This is a genomic window from Reyranella humidisoli (assembly GCF_019039055.1).
Taxonomy (GTDB): domain Bacteria; phylum Pseudomonadota; class Alphaproteobacteria; order Reyranellales; family Reyranellaceae; genus Reyranella; species Reyranella humidisoli.
The window spans coordinates 298335-317544 of record NZ_JAHOPB010000002.1; the positions used below are offsets into that span (position 1 = coordinate 298335).

Sequence of the window (19210 nt, forward strand, 5' to 3'; positions counted from 1 at the left end):
GCGATGTCGCCCTACGACAGGAACAGCCGTGCGCCCACCGGAAGGGTACGGGCCTTCTCCAGACCTTCCATGGTCGTCCGGTAGCCGAGCTCGATCGCCGCGTCGAAGCTCGTCCAGTCGAGCAGGTCGATGTGGGTCATCGGCGGCACGATCAGGAGTTCGGCCGCGCCGCGATCCTCGGCGGCCCGCGACGTGCTCGCGACCAGAGCCGAACGCAGCAGGATGCGGACGATCGAGGGGATGGGCAGGGTCTCGTTGCGCTTCCAGATGAGGCGGCTGAAGAACTCCCACGCCGACCAGGGTTCCATCACGCCATCGCCGGCGGCCAGGGCCCCGCCGGTGTCGATGTCGACGCCGACGGTGACGCCGCGGCCGAGGCGCTGCATGGCGCGCACCGGGAAATTGTCGATCACGCCGCCGTCGACATGCACTTCGCCTGCCTCGTTGAAGGGTGGCATCACGCCCGGGATGGAGACCGACGCCCGCAGCCACCGCCACAGCCGCCCGACGGTGTGGATGTCGGCCTTGGACGTGGTGAGGTTGGCGGTCATGCAATAGTAGGGAAGGATCAGGTCCTCGATGTCCTTCTCGCCGAACGCCATGCGCAGGAGGCGCGTGACGCGGCGGCCGGCGAACAGGGAGATCAGCGGCACCGTGTAGTCGCTGAGCGGATTGTTGTCGACGAAGGCCCGGCGGAACCGCACATCGAGCTCTTCGTCGTTCCAGCGCGAGGCCACGCCTGCCGCGACGATGGCACCCATGCTGGTTCCGCCCACGAGGTCGATCGGCACGCCACACTGGCGCAGCGCCTTGACCACGCCGATATGCGTGAAGGCGCGCGCCCCGCCACCGGCCATGACCACGCCCACCGCATGGCCGGTCAGCAGGCGTGCCAGCCGGTCGACGTCGGCATGGATGTCGAGCCGGACATGATGGTGGTTGCCGTAGAGGCCGCCCGCTAGCAGGGGAGCGGTCGAGCCGGCGCGGGGATCCTGGCCTTCGTGCAGCAACACCAGTTCGCGGCGGCGGTGGAACACCGCGCCGCTCTGTGCCGTCTCGATCTCGAACGGAACCCTGGTCGGATGGTCGTTGTCGGCATTGCGGATCACGACGAGGCAATCGGCCTGGCGAAGGCACAGTTCGGTCCAGGGCGTCAGCGTCGGATCGGCACGATACAGAACGAACGAGGATTCCATCTCGCAGCGCGCGAACCATTCCGGCTCCTGGTCGAGGGACTCCGATCCCAGCATCTGCACCTGGGTGCCGATGCGTCCCAGCGCGTTGGCCAGCAGGACCGCGAAGCGGGCCGCCGGGATGTCGGGTCCGCTCGGCAGGATGGCGAAGGTACGCGGCTGGCGGCGGCGCTTGCCGGCGTCGACCGCGTTGCGGGAGACCACGCTTCGCATCAGCGCCGGCAACACTTCGGGGTGATTCGAGGTGAGGGCGGTGAAGCTGGTCTGGGGCAGGCGCCAGACTTCGCTGTCGCGCAGCGCCGCCACGCTGCGCGTGCGCTTGCCCTGCGACAGGAGCGACATCTCGCCGACCAGGTTGCCCGGAGGGACCTCGGCGATCAGCAACGGCTCGCGCGCCTCGCTTTCCTCTTCGTGGCGGAAGACGCCGAGGCAGCCGCTGGTGACGACGTAGACGGCATCGGCGGGTTCTCCCGCGCGGAACAGCGATGCGCCGCCCGGAAGCACCAGCAGCGTCAGCTCGTGCTCGACGCGTTTCAGGGCTTCGGCATCGAGGTCGGCGAACAGCGGTGTCTGCTGCAGGACCTTCTGCAGTCGCAGCCTCGCCGTGTCCCCGCTCGGCTCGGCGAGGCTCATCCCCCGGCCATCCCCTTCAGCGCCCAGCCGATCGTCTGCTCGGCACGCGTCCACACCATCTCCCGCCACTTGTCGCCGGCGGGAAAGAAGCGCTCCTTCATGTCGGCCTTGAGCGCACGGCCCTGCTCCGAGCCGAGATCGCCGCGATGATGCACCCAGTTGTCGCCACGCACGGCGGTCAACACCTCGGGCACCGTGTAGGTGCCGTATTCCAGCGCGACGGGCGTGACTTCGGCATCCGGCAATTCCTGCGGGAAGGCATCTGTCATGACGCCGACCACGACCGCCGAGGTCGAGGTGCCGCCTTCGGGCGAGGTCATCTCGTCGCCGTACCAGGCCTTGGCGCGCGCAAAAGACTTGGCGGCGGGCGAGACCGCGCAGATCAGTTCGCCGTGGCCGAACGGGCCGAGCCCGGTATGGAAATCGATGATGCTGACGCGCCTGGCCCGCGACAGCTCCTCGCGCGCGACGGCGCGCACGGTGCGGTTGCTCCAGGTCGGCGCGTTGCCGCCGAAGAAGATGCCGTCGGGATGGGTGTACTGGCCGCCGCTGATCGCGCCCTGCAGGCCGAACGCGCCGTGCTTCTGGGCATAGGCCGCGAACACGCGCTCGGTCTCGGCCTTGCTGGCGTCATCCCAGGTTCTGGGCAGCACGGCGTCGGCGATGGCCAGATAGCCGTCGTTGTTGGGATAGCCTTTGTCATGGTCGACGAAGTTGCGGTTGAGGTCGACATTGTCCTCGGTGACGCGCCGCGTCCACGCGAAGCCATAGGGGTTGAGGGCATGGATCAGAAGCGCGCCGGTTTTCGCTGGCAGCTTCGCCGGACCGCCCGACTTCAGCCACGCAATCTCGGCGCCGGAGCCGCAATGGCCTTCGACGCCGTGCGTTCCCGCGATCAGCACGAGCATGTTCTCGGCATCGGCCGCGCCGAAGCGCGCCGTATCCAGGAAGAGCCTCTCCCCGTTGGGGCCGAGCGCCTTCGGGTTGAGCCATGAGCGAAGGGCGCCGCCAGCCTCGGCCGCGGCTGCACAGAACTTGGGGCGTGCCTCCGCATAGGTTTCGGAGAAGCACGCGGATACTGAGAACATCTGGTTCCTCCCGCCGCCATGCTAGCCGGTTTGGCGGCGGGGCGGGAGGCCGTGCGTGCGGTCTAGCTGTCGTACTGCAGCAGCGTTTCGACCGGCGGCTTCAGCTTCTTGCGGCCTTCGAGGAAGGTGAGTTCGATGATGCAGGCGGCCGTCGGGACCACGGCGCCGACGCTTTCCAGCAGTTCCACGGCGGCCGCCATCGTGCCGCCCGTCGCGAGAAGATCGTCGACAAGGACGACTCGCGCGCCCTTGTGTACGGCATCCTGCTGGATCTCGATCGTGTCGGTGCCGTACTCCAGCGCATAGGTGTGGCGTACGGTCGTGCCCGGCAGTTTGCCCTTCTTGCGCAGCATCACGAAGCCCGTGCCCAGCGCCAGCGCGAGCGGCGCGGCCAGCAGGAAGCCGCGCGATTCGATCCCCGCCAGCACATCGGGCTTGTGCGGCCGGATCAGGTCGGCCAGCCGCTCGATGGTGGTGTGCCAGGCCTTGGGGTGCGCGAGCAGGGTCGAGATGTCGTAGAAGAGGATGCCCGGCTTGGGGAAGTCGGGAATCGAGCGGATGTGCTTCTTGAGATCCATATCCTTGGACATTCTGCTTCCTGCGTTCAGCTGTAGGCCGGCGGCGGCTCGAAGCCGCGATATTCCTTCTCCAGCAGCTTGGCAAACTGGATGCATTCGTAGTCGCCGTACTGCCGGCCGATGATCTGCACGCCGATCGGCAGCCCGTCCTTGCTCTGGCCGATCGGCGCGGCGGTCGAGGGCAGCCAGGTGACGCCCGAGTAGCCCGCCCAGAAGATCTGGTCGACCACCGGCACGTGCTTGTTGTTCACGATGATCGTGCGCTTGTGGCGCAGGCCCGCCTGGTCGTGCGGGAAGGCCGCTGTCACCGCGACGGGGCAGAGCATCAGGTCGTAGTCCTGGAAGAAGGCGTCCCAGGCCCAGCGCATCTTGTGGCGCTTCTCGTTCAGCTGCAGCCAGGTGCGGTGCGGCAGCGAATTGCCGCGCTGCATCCGGGCGAAGTAGCTCATGTCGTCGGCCGGCAGGCTGGCCGCGTCCTTTACGGCCTGCGCGTAGACCGCGTCGCTCATGCGGGCCGACGTCGCCGCGCGCAGCAGGCGGATATAGACGTCGTTCAGCTCGACCGTGTCGATGGCCGGCCGCGCCTTGTCGCTCACCTTGACCTTGTTCTTGGCCAGGAACGAGGCGAGCTTCGATATCTGCTCCTGTACCGAATCGTCGACCTCGGCATTGGGGTCGGTCAGCAGCACCGCGACCTTGAAGTCGCGCAGCTTCGTCTTCTTCGAGCGCGGCAGGCTGAGCGTCCAGCCACGGCCGTCGATCGAGTCGGGTCCGGCCATCGCGGTCAGCGCGATCTCGAGGTCCTCGGCGCCGCGCGCCAGCGGACCGACCACGCCGATGTCGCCGTAAGCCACGGCGCCGGCCAGCGCATGGCCCTTGGGCGAGACCACGCCCCAGCTCGGCTTGTGGCCCCAGACGCCGCAATAGTGGGCGGGATTGCGGATCGAGGCGCCGATGTCGCTGCCGGCCTCGATGCCGGTGAGGCCGGCGGCCAGCGCCGCGCCCGAGCCGCCCGAGGAGCCGCCCGGCGTGCGGCCGAGATCCCACGGATTGTTGGTCGAGCCGTAGACCTCGTTGTAGCTCTGCCAGTCGGCGAGGTTCAGCGGCACGTTGGTCTTGCCGAACAGGGTGACGCCGGCGTCCAGCATGCGCTGCGTGACCAGTGAATTTTGCGTCACGGCCTCGTCCTTGAAGGCCGGATCGCCCCAGGTCGTGGGGAAGCCCGAGACGTCGAAGGATTCCTTGATGGTCATCGGCACGCCATGCAGGGGTCCCAGCTTCTTGCCGGCCCTGACCGCGCGGTCGGCCGCCTTGGCGCGCTTGCGGGCGCCTTCGATGTCGGTCGCGATGATGGCGTTGAGTTCGGGATTATAGGCCTCGACCCGCTTCAGATAGAGGTCGAGCAGTTCCAGGCAGCCGATCTTCTTCTTCCGGACCGCAGCGGCGAGCTGCTTGGCGGTCTGGAACGGGAGGGCGAGGGACATGGGAGGGCTTCCGCAACGGGGATGGACGAGGTCTAAGCCCGTACCATATTGTCCGGCACGCCGTGAAGAAACTCCCCGCCCGTACGATGCACATCGCCATGCCTCTGGCGCTGACCTTCGTGATGACCTTCCTCGTGTCCGGGATCGCCACGATCCGCGCCATCGGCCTCGAGCCGGGCATGGTCGCCCGCTGGATGGAATCGTGGATGGCGTCGTGGATAGTCGCGTTCCCGATCATGCTGTTCCTGATGCCGACGATGCGGCGTCTGCTCTCGTTCCTGATCGAGACGAAGTAGGACGGGGCGGCGGCTTCAGTGGAAGTCGCGTGAGGCGATCCTGATCTTCGGCCGGTCGAGGGCGATGCGGTTCCGGTCGTAACCGGGTTTGGCGGCAACGCCCTGGCTCGACCGGTGACGGGTGGCGTTGGCTTCCGGAGTCTTCACCCGCCGGTCGTCGGAATCCGTACGGACGGCGTCGCCCCGGCCATGGGTCAGATGGAACAGGTCCAGCTCGGAGATCGAATCGAGATCGGCCGAGAGATCCCACACCTCGTCGGCGACGAGATGGATCACCTTGTATTCTTTTTCGCCCTCGCACTGGATGCGGCCCCGCACGCCCATCAGTCGCGCCCCCATCACGATGCGACGATAGGCTTCGAACACCTTGGGCCAGACCACGAGGTTGGCGACGCCGAACTCGTCTTCCAGCGTGACGAACACCACGCCCGAGGCGGTGCCCGGCCTTTGTCTCACCAGCACGAGGCCGGCCAGGGTGAGAAGCGCGCCATTCTTCGCCGTCTTCAAGGCTTCGGTGCTGGAAAACCCATGCTCCGCGAAGGTCGCGCGCAGCAGTTCCATCGGATGCGAACGCAGGGAGAGGGAGAAGCTGCTGTAATCGTCCACCACCTGCTCGCCGAGGGTGAGCCTCGGCAGGGTGACGGGAGGTTCGAGGTCGCGCGATTCCGGCTGCGTGTCGAGCAGCGGCAATTGTCCCTCCGGGAAGCCGCGCACCGCCCACAACACGTCACGGCGCGTCAGTCCCATGGACGCAAAGGCGTCGGCCCGGGCCAACGCCACGATCTGCCGCTTGGTGAGGCCGCTGCGCCGCCACAGGTCGGCGGGATCTCGGTAGGGCATGGCGCCGCGGCGCACGACCAGTTGATTGGCCGCCTCCCTGGAAAGCCCCGTCACCTGGCACAAGCCAAGGCGCAGGGCGCAGCGATTGTTCTTTCCCGGCTCCAGGGTGCAGTCTCGGTCGCTGGCATTGATGTCGGGCGGGCGCACGTCGACGTCATGTTCCCGCGCATCGCGCACCAGCTGGGCAGGCGCATAGAACCCCATCGGCTGCGAGTTTAGCAGCGCCGCGGCGAAGACCTCCGGGTAGTAGTGCTTCACGTAGGACGAGGCGTAGACCAGGATGGCGAAGCTGGCGGCATGGCTTTCGGGGAAGCCGTATTCGCCGAAGCCTTCGATCTGCTTGAAGCAGCGTTCGGCGAAGTCCTCTCCGTAGCCATTCTTCTTCATGCCCTCGATGAAGGGCGTCTTGAATTTGTAGATGGTGCCGTTGTGCCGGAACGTCGCCATGGCGCGACGCAGCCTGTCGGCTTCTTCCGGCGAGAAGCCGGCGCCCACGATGGCGATCTGCATCGCCTGTTCCTGGAACAGCGGAACGCCCAGCGTGCGTTCGAGGACCGCCTTCATTTCAGGCTTGGGATAGACGACGGCGTCGCGATTCGCCCGGTTCTTCAGGTAGGGATGAACCATGCCGCCCTGGATGGGCCCCGGCCGCACGATCGCCACCTCGACGACGAGATCGTAATATTCCCGTGGCTTCAGGCGCGGCAGCATCGACATCTGCGCCCGGCTCTCGACCTGGAAGACGCCGACCGAATCCGCCCGGCACAGCATCTCGTAGACGTGCTTGTCGTCCGGCCGCATGTCGAGGCTCAGCTTTTCTCCGTAATGCTTCTCGACGAGGTCGAAGCTCTTGCGCAGCGCCGTCAGCATGCCGAGCGCCAGCACGTCGACCTTGTAGATCTCCAGTACATCGAGATCGTCCTTGTCCCATTCGACGACGGTGCGATCCTTCATCGCTGCATTCTGGATCGGCACCAGCTCGTCGAGCCGGTCCTGGGTCAGCACGAAGCCACCAACATGCTGGGAAAGGTGACGAGGAAAGCCGCACAGCGCCGAAGAGAGTTCGAGGGCCAGCATGATGCGAGGATCCATCGGATCGAGGCCAGCCTCGCGCACATGCTCGACCTTTATACCGCTCGATCCCATGCCCCAGACCGTGTCAGCCATCACGCCTACCGTGTCGGGTGAAAGACCAAGCGCTTTGCCTACTTCACGAATGGCGCTGCGGCTCCTGAAGGAGATCACTGTGGCCGCCAGGGCAGCCTTCGAGCGATGCTTCTCCTCATAAATCCACTGGATGATCTCCTCGCGTCGTTCGTGCTCGAAATCGACGTCGATGTCGGGTGGCTCGTCGCGGGCATTGGACAGGAAGCGCTCGAACAGGACGTCCGTCTCATCGGGATTCACCGAGGTGATGCCAAGGCAGTAGCAGACGGCGGAATTGGCGGCCGAACCACGGCCCTGGCAGAGAATGCCGAGCTTCCGAGCCTGCATGACGATCTCATGCACCGTCAGGAAGTAGGGCGCGATCTTCTTGTGATCGATGAGCGCGAATTCCTTTCGGATCGTGCTTTTCACTTTCTCCGGAACGCCGGCTGGATAGCGCCAGTCCGCGCCTTCCCAGGTCAGGCGGATGAGCTTGTCCATGGGCGTCTCGCCGCCTTCGTAGACGACAGGGTACTGGTAGGTGAGCTGCCGCAGGGAGAAGGAGCAGCGCTTTACGATCTCCTGCGTGGCGGCGATGGCGTGCGGATGACGGCGGAACAGGCGCGCCATCTCGGCGGGAGACTTGAGGTGCCGCTCCGCGCTGGCGAAACGGCGGAAACCCAGTGTTTCGACGGTGCAGCCGAGGCGAATGGCCGTCACGACGTCCTGCAGCGCCCGCCGTTCGGGTGCGTGATAGTGCACGTCGTTGGTGGCGACGAGCTTCATCCCATGGCGGTTCGCAAGATCGTCGAGGAGGGCGAGGCGGCGCGCATCGTCCCCTCGATAAAGCATGGAGGCCGCGAGGTAGCAGCGGCCGGCGAACAGCGCCGCGAGCCTTTGCATTCGGTCGAGAAAGACGGGCTCCTCCGGCCGGCGAGGCGACAGCACGATCGCCAGCAGACCGTCGGCATGCTCGGCGAGGTCATCGAAGCCGATGTCGCACTGGCCTTTCCCGGTGCGCCTGTTGCCCAGGGTCAGCAGGCGGGACAGTCGCTTGTAGGCCTCGAGATCGGTCGGATAGACGAGCAGAGAGTAACCGTCGCGCGTTTCGAGGCGGCTGCCGACGAGTAGCCTGATCCTGTCATGCTCGGGATCCTTCGGCCTCTCTTCGTGGCGCGAGGCCGCGAATGCCCGCACCACGCCGGCCAGCGTGTTGCGGTCGGTGATGCCGATGGCGCCATGACCAAGCTCGATCGCCCGTTCGACCAGCTCCTGCGGGTGCGAGCCACCGCGCAGGAAGCTGTAGTTGGTCGTGACCTGCAGCTCGGCGTAGTCCATGGCTCACGACGCGGTGAGTTCGTGGATGCGGGCGAGCGGCAGGGTGCGCACGCCGATCCCCTCGCTCTCCAGCGCGTGCAGGAATTCCTCGTCGGAGCTGACCAGCGGTGCCTTCGCCGATTCGGCGCAGGCGGCGTAGAAGCACTCGTGGACCGGCCGGCCGCACTGAAGCGCGATGGCGAGCGCTCGTGTGCGCAGCTTCGGGGATTCGACGAAGGCCGAGATGAACGACGGCAGCGCGATGTTGCGCACGATCGGCTCGGCCTGATCAGTCGTGATCTCGCCCCGCGTCGCTTTCTGCCATGCCAGCTCGGCGACGCCCGCGATCAGGATATCGGGCGCGATCACCTCGTGCCGGTTGGCCAGCAGCGAACGCGCCTGCGGCCGCAGCGGCTCCTCGACGAACCATTTGATGGCGACGCCGGGATCGATGACGACGATCACTTGCCACCTCCCATGTGTGCCACGGCGGCGAGCGGCGTCATGGCGGCGATGCGGTCGGCCTCTTCCAGCGGATCGAGCACCAACGGCTGGCCCGACGCATAGGTCAGCAGGTCGCGCAGGTCGGCTTCGAGCGACCGGCCCTTGGCGCGCGCATGGACCTTCAGGCGCTCGATGATCGCAACGTCGAGGCCGCGGATGGTGAGCGTGGTGCCGCGCTTGTTCATGTCTCTTTCCCTTTTACTCAGCTCTTTCATGTTCCTCTCCCCCGCTAGGGGGAGAGGCTAGGTGAGGGGGCGTCGGTGACCGCGTGTAACCCCCTCACCCAACCTCTCCCCCTAGCGGGGGAGAGGAGTCTGAAACCTCAGGCGCAGAAACCGTGGAGGAACCAGCGCGCCGTCGGCTGGCCGTTGGCGGCGAGCTGATAGGGCCCGTCGCGGAACAGCCAGAAGCGGCCGCCGTCGTCGTCCTCCACGCGGTAATAGTCGCGCACCGGTGGCTGGGTGCCGGCGGGCGGGCGGCTGCCGTCGGGCCGCGGTCGCCACCATTCGTCAGCGATCCGCTCCGGCCCGTCGGCGCGCACGATACGATGGGCATGCCGGCGCCAGCGGAACACCGAAGGCGGATCGTCGGGAACGAAGGCGGTGACCTCGACGAGTTCGGGCCGCTGCAGCAGGCGCGTCGGCCGGGCATTCTTGAGGTTCGCGATCCGGCGCCACGCCCCCTCGACGGCAGGCTTCGAAGAGACAGGCGCCGAGACCTGGACGCGCTCGGGGAGGTGGCTGTCGCGGGTTAGCAGCCGCACGACATTCTCCGAACCGAGGCGCAGCGCCAGCCGGTCGGCCAGATCGATCGTACCGTCCCGGCCCGAGGCGATGCCGGGCGAGTCCTGGTCGGGCAGGGCATCCTGCGTGCCGCTCCAGGTCTCGACCTCGGGCGCGGAGAGGATCATCAACTCGACGCCGAATCCGGGATCGAGTTCGCCCAGCCTCTCCTCGAACAGCTTCATCAGCTTCGGGTTGTCGCGGTTGGGCCGGCTGGTGCCGATCGAGGTGCGGTCCACCGAACCGTCGACGCGGTAGAGCGCGATCTCGAGCTGGCGCGCGCCGACGCCAGCCTGCTCGAATTGTCGGCACAGCGCTGCCAGAAGTCGACTGGTCGCGGCGGCGATATCCTCGGCCCGGCCGATCGGCTCGGCGAAGGCGAGGCGCGTGCGGAAAGCGGGCGGCAGGCGACGCGGCTCGATCGGCTCGTCGAGCCTGCCCAGTGCCTGGTCTATACGGCGCACCGGATGGTCGCCAAAGCGGCGGACGAGCGGCCCGCGCGGCATGGGGTAGAGATCGCCGATGCGGCGCAGGCCGAGCTTCAGGAGGGTTTCCAGGATCGGCGGATCGAGGCGCAATCCCTCGACCGGCAAGGGGGCGAGTGCATCACGCTGGCCGCGCGAGGGGCAGAAGAGATCGGCCTGGCGTTCTGCAAAGCGCGCCAGCGCCCAGGCGGCGCCGGCCGTATCGGCCATCGCGGCCCGGCAGGAAAGATCGCGGCGGGCCAGACGCGTGACCAGGTCGGCCAGCAACGCGCGTTCGCCAGCCTCGCCCTCACCGAAGAGATGCGTGCAGCCGGTCACGTCGAGCAGCAGGCCGGCATCGCCGCCGAATCCGCCGACGCTGCAGGCGGTTTCGATGTCCGGGACGAGCGCGCCGCCCAGAGGATCGATCGCTACCCACGGCGTGTAGCGATCGCACCAGCCTGCGATCGCCTCGATCAGGCGAAGGTCGGCCTGCGGCTCGCCCGCCTGCGTGACGAGATCGGGCAGGAGCGCACGCGCATCGGCCAGCCGCATGCGCGGCCGGAGTCCGGCGGCCCGGGCATGAGCATTGAGGGCGGCGAGGCGCGGGCAGCCGTCGTGCCAAACGACGGTGGCGGCGGCCCTATCCGACCAGTCTTTCTTCGAAGCGCGCGCCAGCCGGTCCGTGGAGAGCTTGGGGAACCACAGCGAGACAATGCGTTTCATCGTTCCACTCCACGAGCCAGGACGGGATTTCGTCGGCGGACGGCGTGCCGAAACGGTTGCGCCGCAACTCCACGCGCCAGCGGGCGGCGCCGACGTCGGTGAGGCCCGGCGTCGAGGCCGAGGGAGCGGAGATGATCCGCCAGCGCGTCGCGCACACGCTTTGCGGCGGTCCGGGCTGCGCGCGCAGCAGCAGGGCGGGGACGCCGCTCTTTTCGGCGGCGAGAGACAGGCGGCGGCCGGCCGTGGGATCGGCCGCGCGCGTCTCGCCCAGCACGGCGGCGATGCCGGGGCAGCGCAGCCCTTCTTCCATCGCCCAGAAGAGATCCTCGTCGCGTCGCGACATGACCATCAGCAGGCGTGCCGGATCGAACCAGGACGACAAGGCCGGCGCGTAGGGTGTGGCATCGGAGGGCCCCGAGGCATGGCGACACCACAGGATCGTGCCCGGTCCGAAGCGGCCGAGAAGATGGGCGGCGAAACCCATGGCAGCACCGTCGTGCGGCGCCACGCGACCGGAAGGGCCGGGGCCGGCCTCGATCTCGTGCAGGGCGCCGGTCAGCAGGCCGCCTTCGGGCAGCAGGGCGTCGATGGCGGGAATTCCCAGCTTCACCGAGGCGGCCCGGCCTCTTCTCTGGGCGCTGTTGGCCCTCTCGAGCCGGCGCACTTTCTCGCGCAGGACCGCCGGCACCGACGCGGCCGCATCGTTGGCCGCAACGGCCCTGGAAACAGGGGAAGAAAGGGCACTCGGGGAAATGACCGGCATCGCCCCCTCGCAGGCTGATGGAATTAAATGTTCTTCTTTTGTTCTAATTGCCTCAAAACCGGGAGTCAACGGGAGTCAGTGCTGGCATATCGAGTGCATCTGGGGGGAAGCTGCACGCCTGCCTCGGAGGCTCCATGACCCTGCGCCTGTCCCTCGTCGCCCTGTGTGCCACCGCATTCGCCCTGATGGCGGGACCGGCCCTGGCGCGCTGCTCCAAGAACCTGGTCGAGCTCGGCCCCACCCTGCAGGGACGCGGCGTGCAGATGGCCTCGCTCGACGGGGCGCAGATGGCGGCGGACGCAGCGAGCCGCGCGATCATCACGTTCCTCGGTCATTCCAGCTTCGAGATCGATACGCCGCAGGGCGTGCGTGCCATCACCGACTACAACGGGCTGAACGGTTTCGGCCGCAAGCCCGACATCGTGACGATGAACAACGCGCATTCGACGCACTACACCGACACGCCCGAGGAGGGGATCACCTACGTGTTGCGTGGCTGGCCGAGCGAGAACGGCGAGACCGAGGCGCGTCACGACGTTGCGCTCAAGGATCTCAAGGTGGCGAACCTGCCGACCAATGCCCGCGACTGGGGCGGCGGCTCGGCGCGCATCAACGGCAACTCGATCTTCACCTTCACCATCGGCGATCTCTGCATCGCCCATCTCGGCCACCTGCATCACCGGCTCACCAAGGATCATCTCGACGAACTCGGCCGCATCGACGTGCTGATGGTGCCGATCGACGGTGCCTACACGGTCGGCCTGCCGGTGATGGTCGAGGTCGTCCGCCAGATCCAGCCGCGCATCGTGCTGCCGATGCACTATTGGGGACGCGGCCAGGTCGCACGTTTCGAAGAGCTGATGCAGGACCAGGACGCCGTCTTCATTTGGCCCGACCGTCGCACCATCGAGGTGGCGCACGACACGCTGCCCGAGAAGCTCACCGTCTACGTCGTCGGCGGGAATGGCGGGGACTGAACAGGCCGATCCGTTCTATGGCTTGCCCGCTGCGATTCGCGGGCCTCTTAACTAGAGTTCGCGTCCCTTCTCGAAGCCTGCCAGGAATTGCACGAGGTTGCGGCCGAGATCGTCGCCGAGATAGCCGCCTTCCTGGACCAGCACCGTCGGCAGGCCCATGCGCGCGATCTTCTCCGCCATGGCGTGGAAGCCTGCGCCCGTGACCTTCAGGCCCTGTAGCGGATCGCTCTCGCTGGCGTCGAGGCCCAGGGCCACGACCAGTGCCGTGGGTTGGAACTCCTTGATGCGCGTCAGCGCCTTGTCGCCGGCCTCGAGCCATGGCGCGTCCGGTGAACCGAGCGGCAGGGGCAGGTTGAGATTGAAGCCTTCTCCCTTGCCCGTGCCGCGCTCGTGCGCATGGCCCCAGAAGAAGGGATAGTAATAGTCGGGATCGGCGTGGATCGAGACGGTGAGAACGTCGTCGCGCTCGTAGAAGATGCCCTGCGTGCCGTTGCCGTGATGCACGTCGACATCGAGGATCGCCACGCGCTCGTGCCGGCTGCGCAGGCGTTGCGCCGCGACCGCCGTGTTGTTCAGGAAGCAGAAGCCGCCCGCCATGTCGGCATAGGCATGGTGCCCCGGCGGCCGGCAAAGCGCATAGGCGTGCTTCTCGCCCGCCAGCACCATGTCGGCGACGGTCGCGGCGACCTCGGTACCGGCGAGGGCCGCTTCCCAAGTATGCGGCCCGATCGGGCAGCCTGTGTCGACCTGATGCCAGCCGGCGCGGCCCGCGAGCGCTTTCGGGTAGGAGGCATGGGCGCGTGCCGGATGGACGTTGGGCACCACTTCCGGACCCGCACCCGGCAGCTTCGCCCATTCGCGGGCGGCGATCTGCAGGAAGTCGAGATAGTCCGGCGTATGCACGGTTGCCGCCGGCGCCGGACCGTATGAGCCGGGAGGCAGGATCGTGTGTCCCGCTTCCATGGCGGCCGTCAGCAGGCGGGTGGCGCGCTCGGGCTGCTCCGCGCTGCGCTGCTTAGTGCCCCGCACCACGAAGTGCTGCGGATCGTGCTGGGCGTGCTTCTCGGAATAGACGATCTTCAAGGCGGGACCTCAGGTCGTGGCGATGGCCTTCGCCGTCTTCAGAGCGGCGATCTCGTCATCGCTATAGCCCACCTCGCGCATGATCTCGACCGTGTGCTCGCCGATTCCGGGCGACTTCTGCCGCGTCTCCACCGGCGCGGCGGAGAGCTTGATCGGGTTGGCGGCCGACTTCACCGGCCCGATGCCCGGATAGTCGATCTCCAGCACCGAGCCGCGCGCCCTGGCGTGATCGCTCGCCATCACGTCGCTCACCTTGTAGGCGGCAGAGCAGGGCATGCCGGCGGGGATCAAACGCTCGAGCAGCTCGTCGGCGGTGTATTGCAGGAAATACTCCTCGATCATCGTTTCGAGGATGCCGCGATGGGCGACTCGGCCGGCGTTGGTCGCGAAGCGTTCGTCGGCCAGCCAGTCCTGCTTGCCCAGCCCCGTGCAGAGCAGGCGCCAGAAGGCGTCGTTGGTGCCGGCCACGAACACCGGCTGTGTCTTCGTCGGGAAAACGCGCAGCGGGCAGAGGATCGTGTTCGACGTCCCCATGCGCTCCGGGTTCTCGCCGGTCAGCCCGTGGTTGGTGATCCAGTGGCTCATCATGTGCATGCCGACGTCGAACAGCGAGAGGTCGAGACGCTGGCCCTTGCCGGTCTTGATCCGGTGCAGCAGCGCGAAGGCGATGCCGCCGGCGCAGGCGAGGCCGGTCGAATAGTCGATCGGCGCCGTGCCGACACGGCACATCTCGCCCTGGTAGGGGCCGGTCGCGTCCATCAGGCCGATCTCGGCCTGGATGCAGGGATCGTAGCCGGCGCGCGGCGAGTAGGGGCCGGTCTGGCCGTAGCCGGAGATCGACGCGTAGATGGCCTGCGGATTGACCTTGGACACCGTGTCCCAGCCGAAGCCCAATTTGTCGATCACGCCCGGTGTGAAGGCTTCCATGAAGACGTCGGCCTTCTTGACGAGGCGCATCAGCACGTCCTTGCCGCCCTCGCTGCGCAGGTCGATCGCCAGGCCGCGCTTGTTGCGGTTCATCGACGGCACCCAGGCGCCGCCGAAATGCGGCCGGAAATGCTCGCCGTTCAGCGGCTCGACCTTGATCACGTCGGCGCCCATGTCGCCCAGGATCTGGCCGGCGGTGGGACCGGCGATGACCTGCGTGAGGTCGAGAACGAGCGTGTCGGACAGCGGAAGCATGTGATGAAATTCCTCCTGGACCCAACCCATGCAAGACGACGCAGGCACGCTCAAGCGCTTCGTTTCGCTGGCTGGCATTTGCTATGGTCGCGGCTTGTCCCGATCCGGAGTCCGTAGCCAATGACCGCCAGCGACCGCCCCAATCTCCGCGTAGATCACGACCGGCTCTGGTCGAGCCTGATGGAGCTGGGCCAGATTGGCGGCACGGAGAAAGGTGGCGTCTGCCGCATCGCGCTGACCGATCTCGACCGGCAGGGGCGCGACCTGTTCGTGCGCTGGGCGAAGGATGCGGGCTGCACCATCAAGGTCGACCAACTCGGCAACGTCTTCGCCCGCCGCGAGGGCCGTGATCCGGCCAAGCCGCCGGTGATGACCGGCTCCCATCTCGACACCCAGCCGACCGGCGGCAAGTTCGACGGCGCCTATGGCGTGATGGCGGGGCTGGAGGTGCTGCGCGTGCTGCACGATTCCAACTACGTCACCGAGGCTCCCATCGAAGTTGCCGTGTGGACCAACGAGGAAGGCTGCCGCTTCGCGCCGGCGATGGTAGCGTCAGGCGTGTTCGGCGGCGCCTTCACGCTGGAACATGCGCTCTCGATCAAGGACCGCGACGGCGTCACCTTCGGCGAGGCGCTGAAGCAGATCGGCTATGACGGCAAGGAGCCGGTGGGCGGCCGGCCGATCGGCGCCTTCTTCGAGGCGCATATCGAGCAGGGGCCGATCCTCGAGCGCGAGAAGAAGACGATCGGCGTGGTCACGGGCGCGCAGGGCCAGCGCTGGTACGAGATCAACTGGACGGGCATGGAGAGCCATGCCGGCACGACGCCGATGGAAGGCCGCCGCGATGCGCTGGTCGGCGCCGCCGAGCTGATCGTGGCGGCGCGCACCATCGGCAACCGGCCGAACGGGCGCTCGACCGTCGGCGTGATCGACAGCCTGCCGCAGGCACGCAACACCATCCCGGGCCGCGTCTTCATGACGGTCGACTTCCGTCATCCCGACGATGCCGAGTTGACGAAGATGGACGCCGAGATGCGCGCCGCCGCGGCCGACATCGCCAGGCGCCATGGGCTCGAGGTGAAGATCGAGCAGATCTGGTATTTTCCGCCTTCGCCCTTCGCGAAGGAGCTGGTCGACGCGGTGCGCCGCGGCGCCGAGCAGGCGGGCTATCCGCACATGGACATCGTGAGCGGCGCCGGCCACGACGCCTGCTACGTCAACCGCGTCGCGCCGACGGCGATGGTCTTCGTGCCCTGCAAGGACGGCGTCAGCCACAACGAGATCGAGGACGCGAGCAAGGGCGACGTCGGTGCGGGCGCGCAGATCCTGCTGCAGGCAATGGTCGAGCGCGCGAATGCATGAGCAGGCGCACGGCGGGCGGTTGACGAAGTTTGTCATCCCGGGCCGCAGGCGTGGGACACTTGATCGCTACCGCGAAGGGTCCCTCGCTTCGCTCGGGATGACAACCAGGCTGGTCTCAGCAGGCGTGCGCTCTTGAAGGCCGGCGGCCTCATCTCGGTCGCGGCCGCCGCGCTGGTCGCGACGATTGCCGGCGTGGGCGGCACCTTGCCCGTCGTGCTGGCAGCGGCGCAGGCGGTGGGGGCCACGCCCGACCAGGCAAGCTCGTGGGTGTCGGGGCTCGGCCTCGCGACGGCGGCGAGTGCGCTGCTGCTCAGCGTCCGCTATCGCATGCCGATCATCACCGCCTGGTCGACGCCGGGCGCGGCGCTCATCGCCTCGACTTCCGGCGTGCCGAGTTTTGCCGCCGCCGTCGGCGCCTTCGTGCTTGCGGCGCTGCTGATCCTGCTCACGGCGGCGGTGAAGCCGCTCGGCCGGCTGATCGGGAAAATTCCCGGCAGTATCGCGGCGGCCATGCTGGCCGGCATCCTGCTGCGTCTCGTGATGGCGATGGTCGAGCATGTGCCGTCGGCGCCGCTGCTGGTCCTGCCGCTCGTCGCGCTGTTCCTGGTGGCACGCGTTTTCTTCCCCGCGCTCGCGTCGCTGATCGTGCTGGTGGCGGGAGCGCTGCTGGCCTGGTCGCTGGGCCTCGTGAAGCCGCTGCCGTCGCTCGGGATCTCGACCCTGGTGCTCACCGCGCCTGCCTGGGATGTGGCGACGCTGATCGGCCTCGGCGTGCCGCTCTATCTCGTGACGATGGCGTCGCAGAACCTGCCGGGGTTCGCGGTGCTGCGCGGCTCGGGCTACCAACCGCCGACGCAGCCCATCCTCGCGGTGACGGGCGCGGCGTCGCTGGGCACGGCGTTCCTCGGCGCCCACACTTCGAACCTCGCCGCGATCTCGGCGGCGCTGTGTACCGGACCCGACGCCCATCCCGATCCGGCGCAGCGCTGGAAGGCAGGGCCGTTCTACGCCCTGTTCTGGGGACTGATCGCGTTGTTCGGTGCCTCGCTGGTCGGCCTGTTCGGCGCCCTGCCGCCGGCGCTGCTGGCCACCGTAGCGGGCACGGCGCTGCTCGGTTCGATGGCGGGCGCCCTGGGCATCGCCCTGGCGGGCGACCAGGACCGTCTCGCGGCGGCGGGGACGCTGGCCGTCACCGTCTCGGGCGTCACCCTGATGGGTGTCGGCTCGGCCTTCTGGGGCCTCGTCTTCGGCCTGCTGATCCTGACGATCGACCGTCTCATGAAGAGATAATCAGACGGCATCGACCCGCTGGAGATGCTCGCGGACGATCGACGTGACATCGGCGGAATGGGTGAGCGGCGACATGTGGCCGGCGCCCGCGATCACGACATAGGTCGCGCCGACGACGCAGTCCTTCAGCAGCTCGGTCGTGCGCCGGTCGGGCGCGGAAGTCTTTGCGCCGCAGACGATCGTCATGGGAACATCGAGAGAGCGGCAGTCCGCGAAACTCGTGACGTTCGCCAGGTTCGACAGGAAAGCGTCCCGTGCCGAGTCCGCCCGCGCCACGAACTGACCGCGCTGCTCATCGGAGATGCGCGCCCATGTGCCGGGCCCGTTGCGGCTGTCGAGGAATATTTCCCAACCCAGTGCAGGCTTTCCCTGCTCGACGTTCGCGATGAACTCCTTCGCGACGGCAATGCTCTCGGGAAAGAGGACGTCGTCCGCTTCGCGCAGCAGGTTGGCCAGGATCGGCTCGATCAGCACGAGCGAGCGGACCCTGTCGCGATGGTTCATCGCCAGCCGCACTGCCGTCGCGCCGCCATAGGAATGGCCAACGACATCGACGGGCCGGTCCGTGTTGACCGCGATGACCTGTGCCACCAGATCGGCCTGCAGGTCGTGCGTCAGGGCGCCCGCTTCGGGCCACGATCCGGTCGCGCCGAAACCCAGCAGGTCGGGCGCGATCGACAGGCGTTCCGGGGCCAGTGTCTTGGCGATCCGGCTCCACTGCGCCCCCGAGCCGCCTCCGGAATGAAGCAGGAGCAAGGGTGGGCCTTCCCCCCAGCTCTGATAAGTGGCGCGGACGTTCCGGAAGTCGATCTCGGGCATGTTCCGGCAATCCGATCACGGAATGGCGGAAAAGGAAACCCGGGATCTAGGCGTGGCGAGGCGCGGCAGGGAAACGCACGCCATAGGACTCCAGGGGCAGGTCGAGCGCGCGGCAGAGGAAGCTGATCGTGTGGTAGTAGCCCGCGAGCGCGATCACTTCGAGGATCTGCGTCTCGTCGAAATGCGCGGCGAGCCTCGCCCACGTCGCGTCGCCGATCGTGTGTTGCTCGACCATATCGTCGACCGCCGCCAGTAGCGCCTGCTCGTCGGCCGACCAGCAGGGCGCATCGGCCGGACCGTGGACGGTCGCCGCGATCATGTCCGCGTCGAAGCCGACTTTTTCCGCGAAGAAGGCGATGTGGACGCCCCATTCGTATTCGGCGCCGAGCTTCGCCGTCGTGCGGTCGATCACGACTTCACGCTGGCGCTGCGAGAGCACGCCCCTGTCGAGCAGGCCGCCGGCAAACATCCTCTCGAAGACGCGCGGGTTGCGCGCCATCGTCCGGAACAGGACCAGCGGCGCCACGCCCGCGGGCATGATGCGTTCGAGCGCAGCGGCAATCTGTGGCGGATAGGGAGCCTCGGCGGGGGCAATGCGGGGCATGGCTGGTCTCCGATGGTGGTGCTACATATTCAGTAGCAATGGCAATTCGGGCTCGCTACAGAAAATGTAGTAATGGAGT

17 protein-coding genes are annotated in these 19210 nt (G+C 67.5%); 4 read left to right on the top strand and 13 right to left on the bottom strand.

What is annotated here, in order from left to right:
- Nucleotides 1-11: 11 nt before the first annotated feature.
- From KQ910_RS19785 to KQ910_RS19800, 4 genes are all read right to left on the bottom strand, one after another.
- Nucleotides 12-1826, bottom strand: coding sequence for a patatin-like phospholipase family protein (locus KQ910_RS19785; protein WP_216964492.1), 1815 nt, complete (start codon nt 1824-1826; stop codon nt 12-14).
- Nucleotides 1823-2914: a M14 family metallopeptidase gene (locus KQ910_RS19790; protein WP_216964494.1), complete on the bottom strand. Its 1092-nt coding sequence runs from the start codon at nt 2912-2914 to the stop codon at nt 1823-1825. The genes KQ910_RS19785 and KQ910_RS19790 overlap by 4 nt, the downstream gene beginning before the upstream one ends.
- Nucleotides 2915-2976: 62 nt before the next feature.
- Nucleotides 2977-3504 (bottom strand): adenine phosphoribosyltransferase, encoded by a 528-nt coding sequence (locus KQ910_RS19795; RefSeq protein ID WP_216964496.1) that lies wholly within the window; start codon nt 3502-3504, stop codon nt 2977-2979.
- Nucleotides 3505-3518: 14 nt separating this feature from the next.
- Nucleotides 3519-4976 (bottom strand): amidase, encoded by a 1458-nt coding sequence (locus tag KQ910_RS19800; protein ID WP_216964498.1) that lies wholly within the window; start codon nt 4974-4976, stop codon nt 3519-3521.
- Nucleotides 4977-5038: 62 nt separating this feature from the next.
- On the opposite strand from KQ910_RS19800, the gene KQ910_RS19805 reads away from it, so the two are divergent.
- Nucleotides 5039-5272 (top strand): DUF2798 domain-containing protein, encoded by a 234-nt coding sequence (locus tag KQ910_RS19805; RefSeq protein WP_216964500.1) that lies wholly within the window; start codon nt 5039-5041, stop codon nt 5270-5272.
- Between the two features lie 15 nt (nt 5273-5287).
- Here KQ910_RS19805 and KQ910_RS19810 read toward each other — a convergent pair whose 3' ends face one another.
- The 5 genes from KQ910_RS19810 to KQ910_RS19830 all read right to left on the bottom strand — a co-directional run bounded on the left by KQ910_RS19810 (nt 5288) and on the right by KQ910_RS19830 (nt 11814).
- Nucleotides 5288-8596, bottom strand: a complete 3309-nt coding sequence (locus KQ910_RS19810; RefSeq protein WP_216964502.1) for an error-prone DNA polymerase — start codon at nt 8594-8596, stop codon at nt 5288-5290.
- Nucleotides 8597-8599: 3 nt separating this feature from the next.
- Entirely contained in the window at nt 8600-9040 is a 441-nt protein-coding gene (locus tag KQ910_RS19815; protein WP_216964504.1) for a type II toxin-antitoxin system VapC family toxin, read from the bottom strand.
- A complete protein-coding gene (locus tag KQ910_RS19820; protein WP_216964507.1) occupies nt 9037-9264 on the bottom strand; it encodes a FitA-like ribbon-helix-helix domain-containing protein in 228 nt (75 codons plus the stop codon). The genes KQ910_RS19815 and KQ910_RS19820 overlap by 4 nt, the downstream gene beginning before the upstream one ends.
- Nucleotides 9265-9401: 137 nt before the next feature.
- Entirely contained in the window at nt 9402-11051 is a 1650-nt protein-coding gene (locus KQ910_RS19825; protein WP_216964508.1) for a Y-family DNA polymerase, read from the bottom strand.
- Nucleotides 10969-11814, bottom strand: a complete 846-nt coding sequence (locus tag KQ910_RS19830; protein ID WP_216964509.1) for an ImuA family protein — start codon at nt 11812-11814, stop codon at nt 10969-10971. The genes KQ910_RS19825 and KQ910_RS19830 overlap by 83 nt, the downstream gene beginning before the upstream one ends.
- Before the next feature lie 134 nt (nt 11815-11948).
- Between KQ910_RS19830 and KQ910_RS19835 the strand changes: the two genes are divergently transcribed.
- Nucleotides 11949-12791 carry an MBL fold metallo-hydrolase gene (locus tag KQ910_RS19835; RefSeq protein ID WP_216964510.1) on the top strand — a complete coding sequence of 281 codons (843 nt, stop codon included), beginning with the start codon at nt 11949-11951 and terminating at the stop codon, nt 12789-12791.
- Between the two features lie 51 nt (nt 12792-12842).
- Here KQ910_RS19835 and KQ910_RS19840 read toward each other — a convergent pair whose 3' ends face one another.
- Both KQ910_RS19840 and KQ910_RS19845 read right to left on the bottom strand, forming a co-directional pair.
- A complete protein-coding gene (locus KQ910_RS19840) occupies nt 12843-13874 on the bottom strand; it encodes a histone deacetylase family protein (protein ID WP_216964511.1) in 1032 nt (343 codons plus the stop codon).
- Nucleotides 13875-13883: 9 nt separating this feature from the next.
- Entirely contained in the window at nt 13884-15056 is a 1173-nt protein-coding gene (locus tag KQ910_RS19845) for a CaiB/BaiF CoA transferase family protein (protein WP_216964512.1), read from the bottom strand.
- 120 nt (nt 15057-15176) lie between these two features.
- Between KQ910_RS19845 and KQ910_RS19850 the strand changes: the two genes are divergently transcribed.
- Both KQ910_RS19850 and KQ910_RS19855 read left to right on the top strand, forming a co-directional pair.
- Nucleotides 15177-16418 carry a Zn-dependent hydrolase gene (locus KQ910_RS19850; protein WP_216964513.1) on the top strand — a complete coding sequence of 414 codons (1242 nt, stop codon included), beginning with the start codon at nt 15177-15179 and terminating at the stop codon, nt 16416-16418.
- 132 nt (nt 16419-16550) lie between these two features.
- Complete coding sequence (locus KQ910_RS19855) at nt 16551-17708, top strand: benzoate/H(+) symporter BenE family transporter (RefSeq protein ID WP_229600829.1); 1158 nt, start codon at nt 16551-16553, stop codon at nt 17706-17708.
- Here the strand turns inward: KQ910_RS19855 and KQ910_RS19860 are convergent, their stop codons facing one another.
- Together KQ910_RS19860 and KQ910_RS19865 are read right to left on the bottom strand one after the other, a co-directional pair.
- Complete coding sequence (locus tag KQ910_RS19860; RefSeq protein ID WP_216964514.1) at nt 17709-18527, bottom strand: alpha/beta fold hydrolase; 819 nt, start codon at nt 18525-18527, stop codon at nt 17709-17711. It lies immediately after the preceding gene.
- Between the two features lie 46 nt (nt 18528-18573).
- The gene (locus KQ910_RS19865; RefSeq protein ID WP_216964516.1) at nt 18574-19131 is read right to left on the bottom strand and encodes a carboxymuconolactone decarboxylase family protein; all 558 of its coding nucleotides are present in this window, start codon (nt 19129-19131) and stop codon (nt 18574-18576) included.
- Nucleotides 19132-19210: the final 79 nt, after the last annotated feature.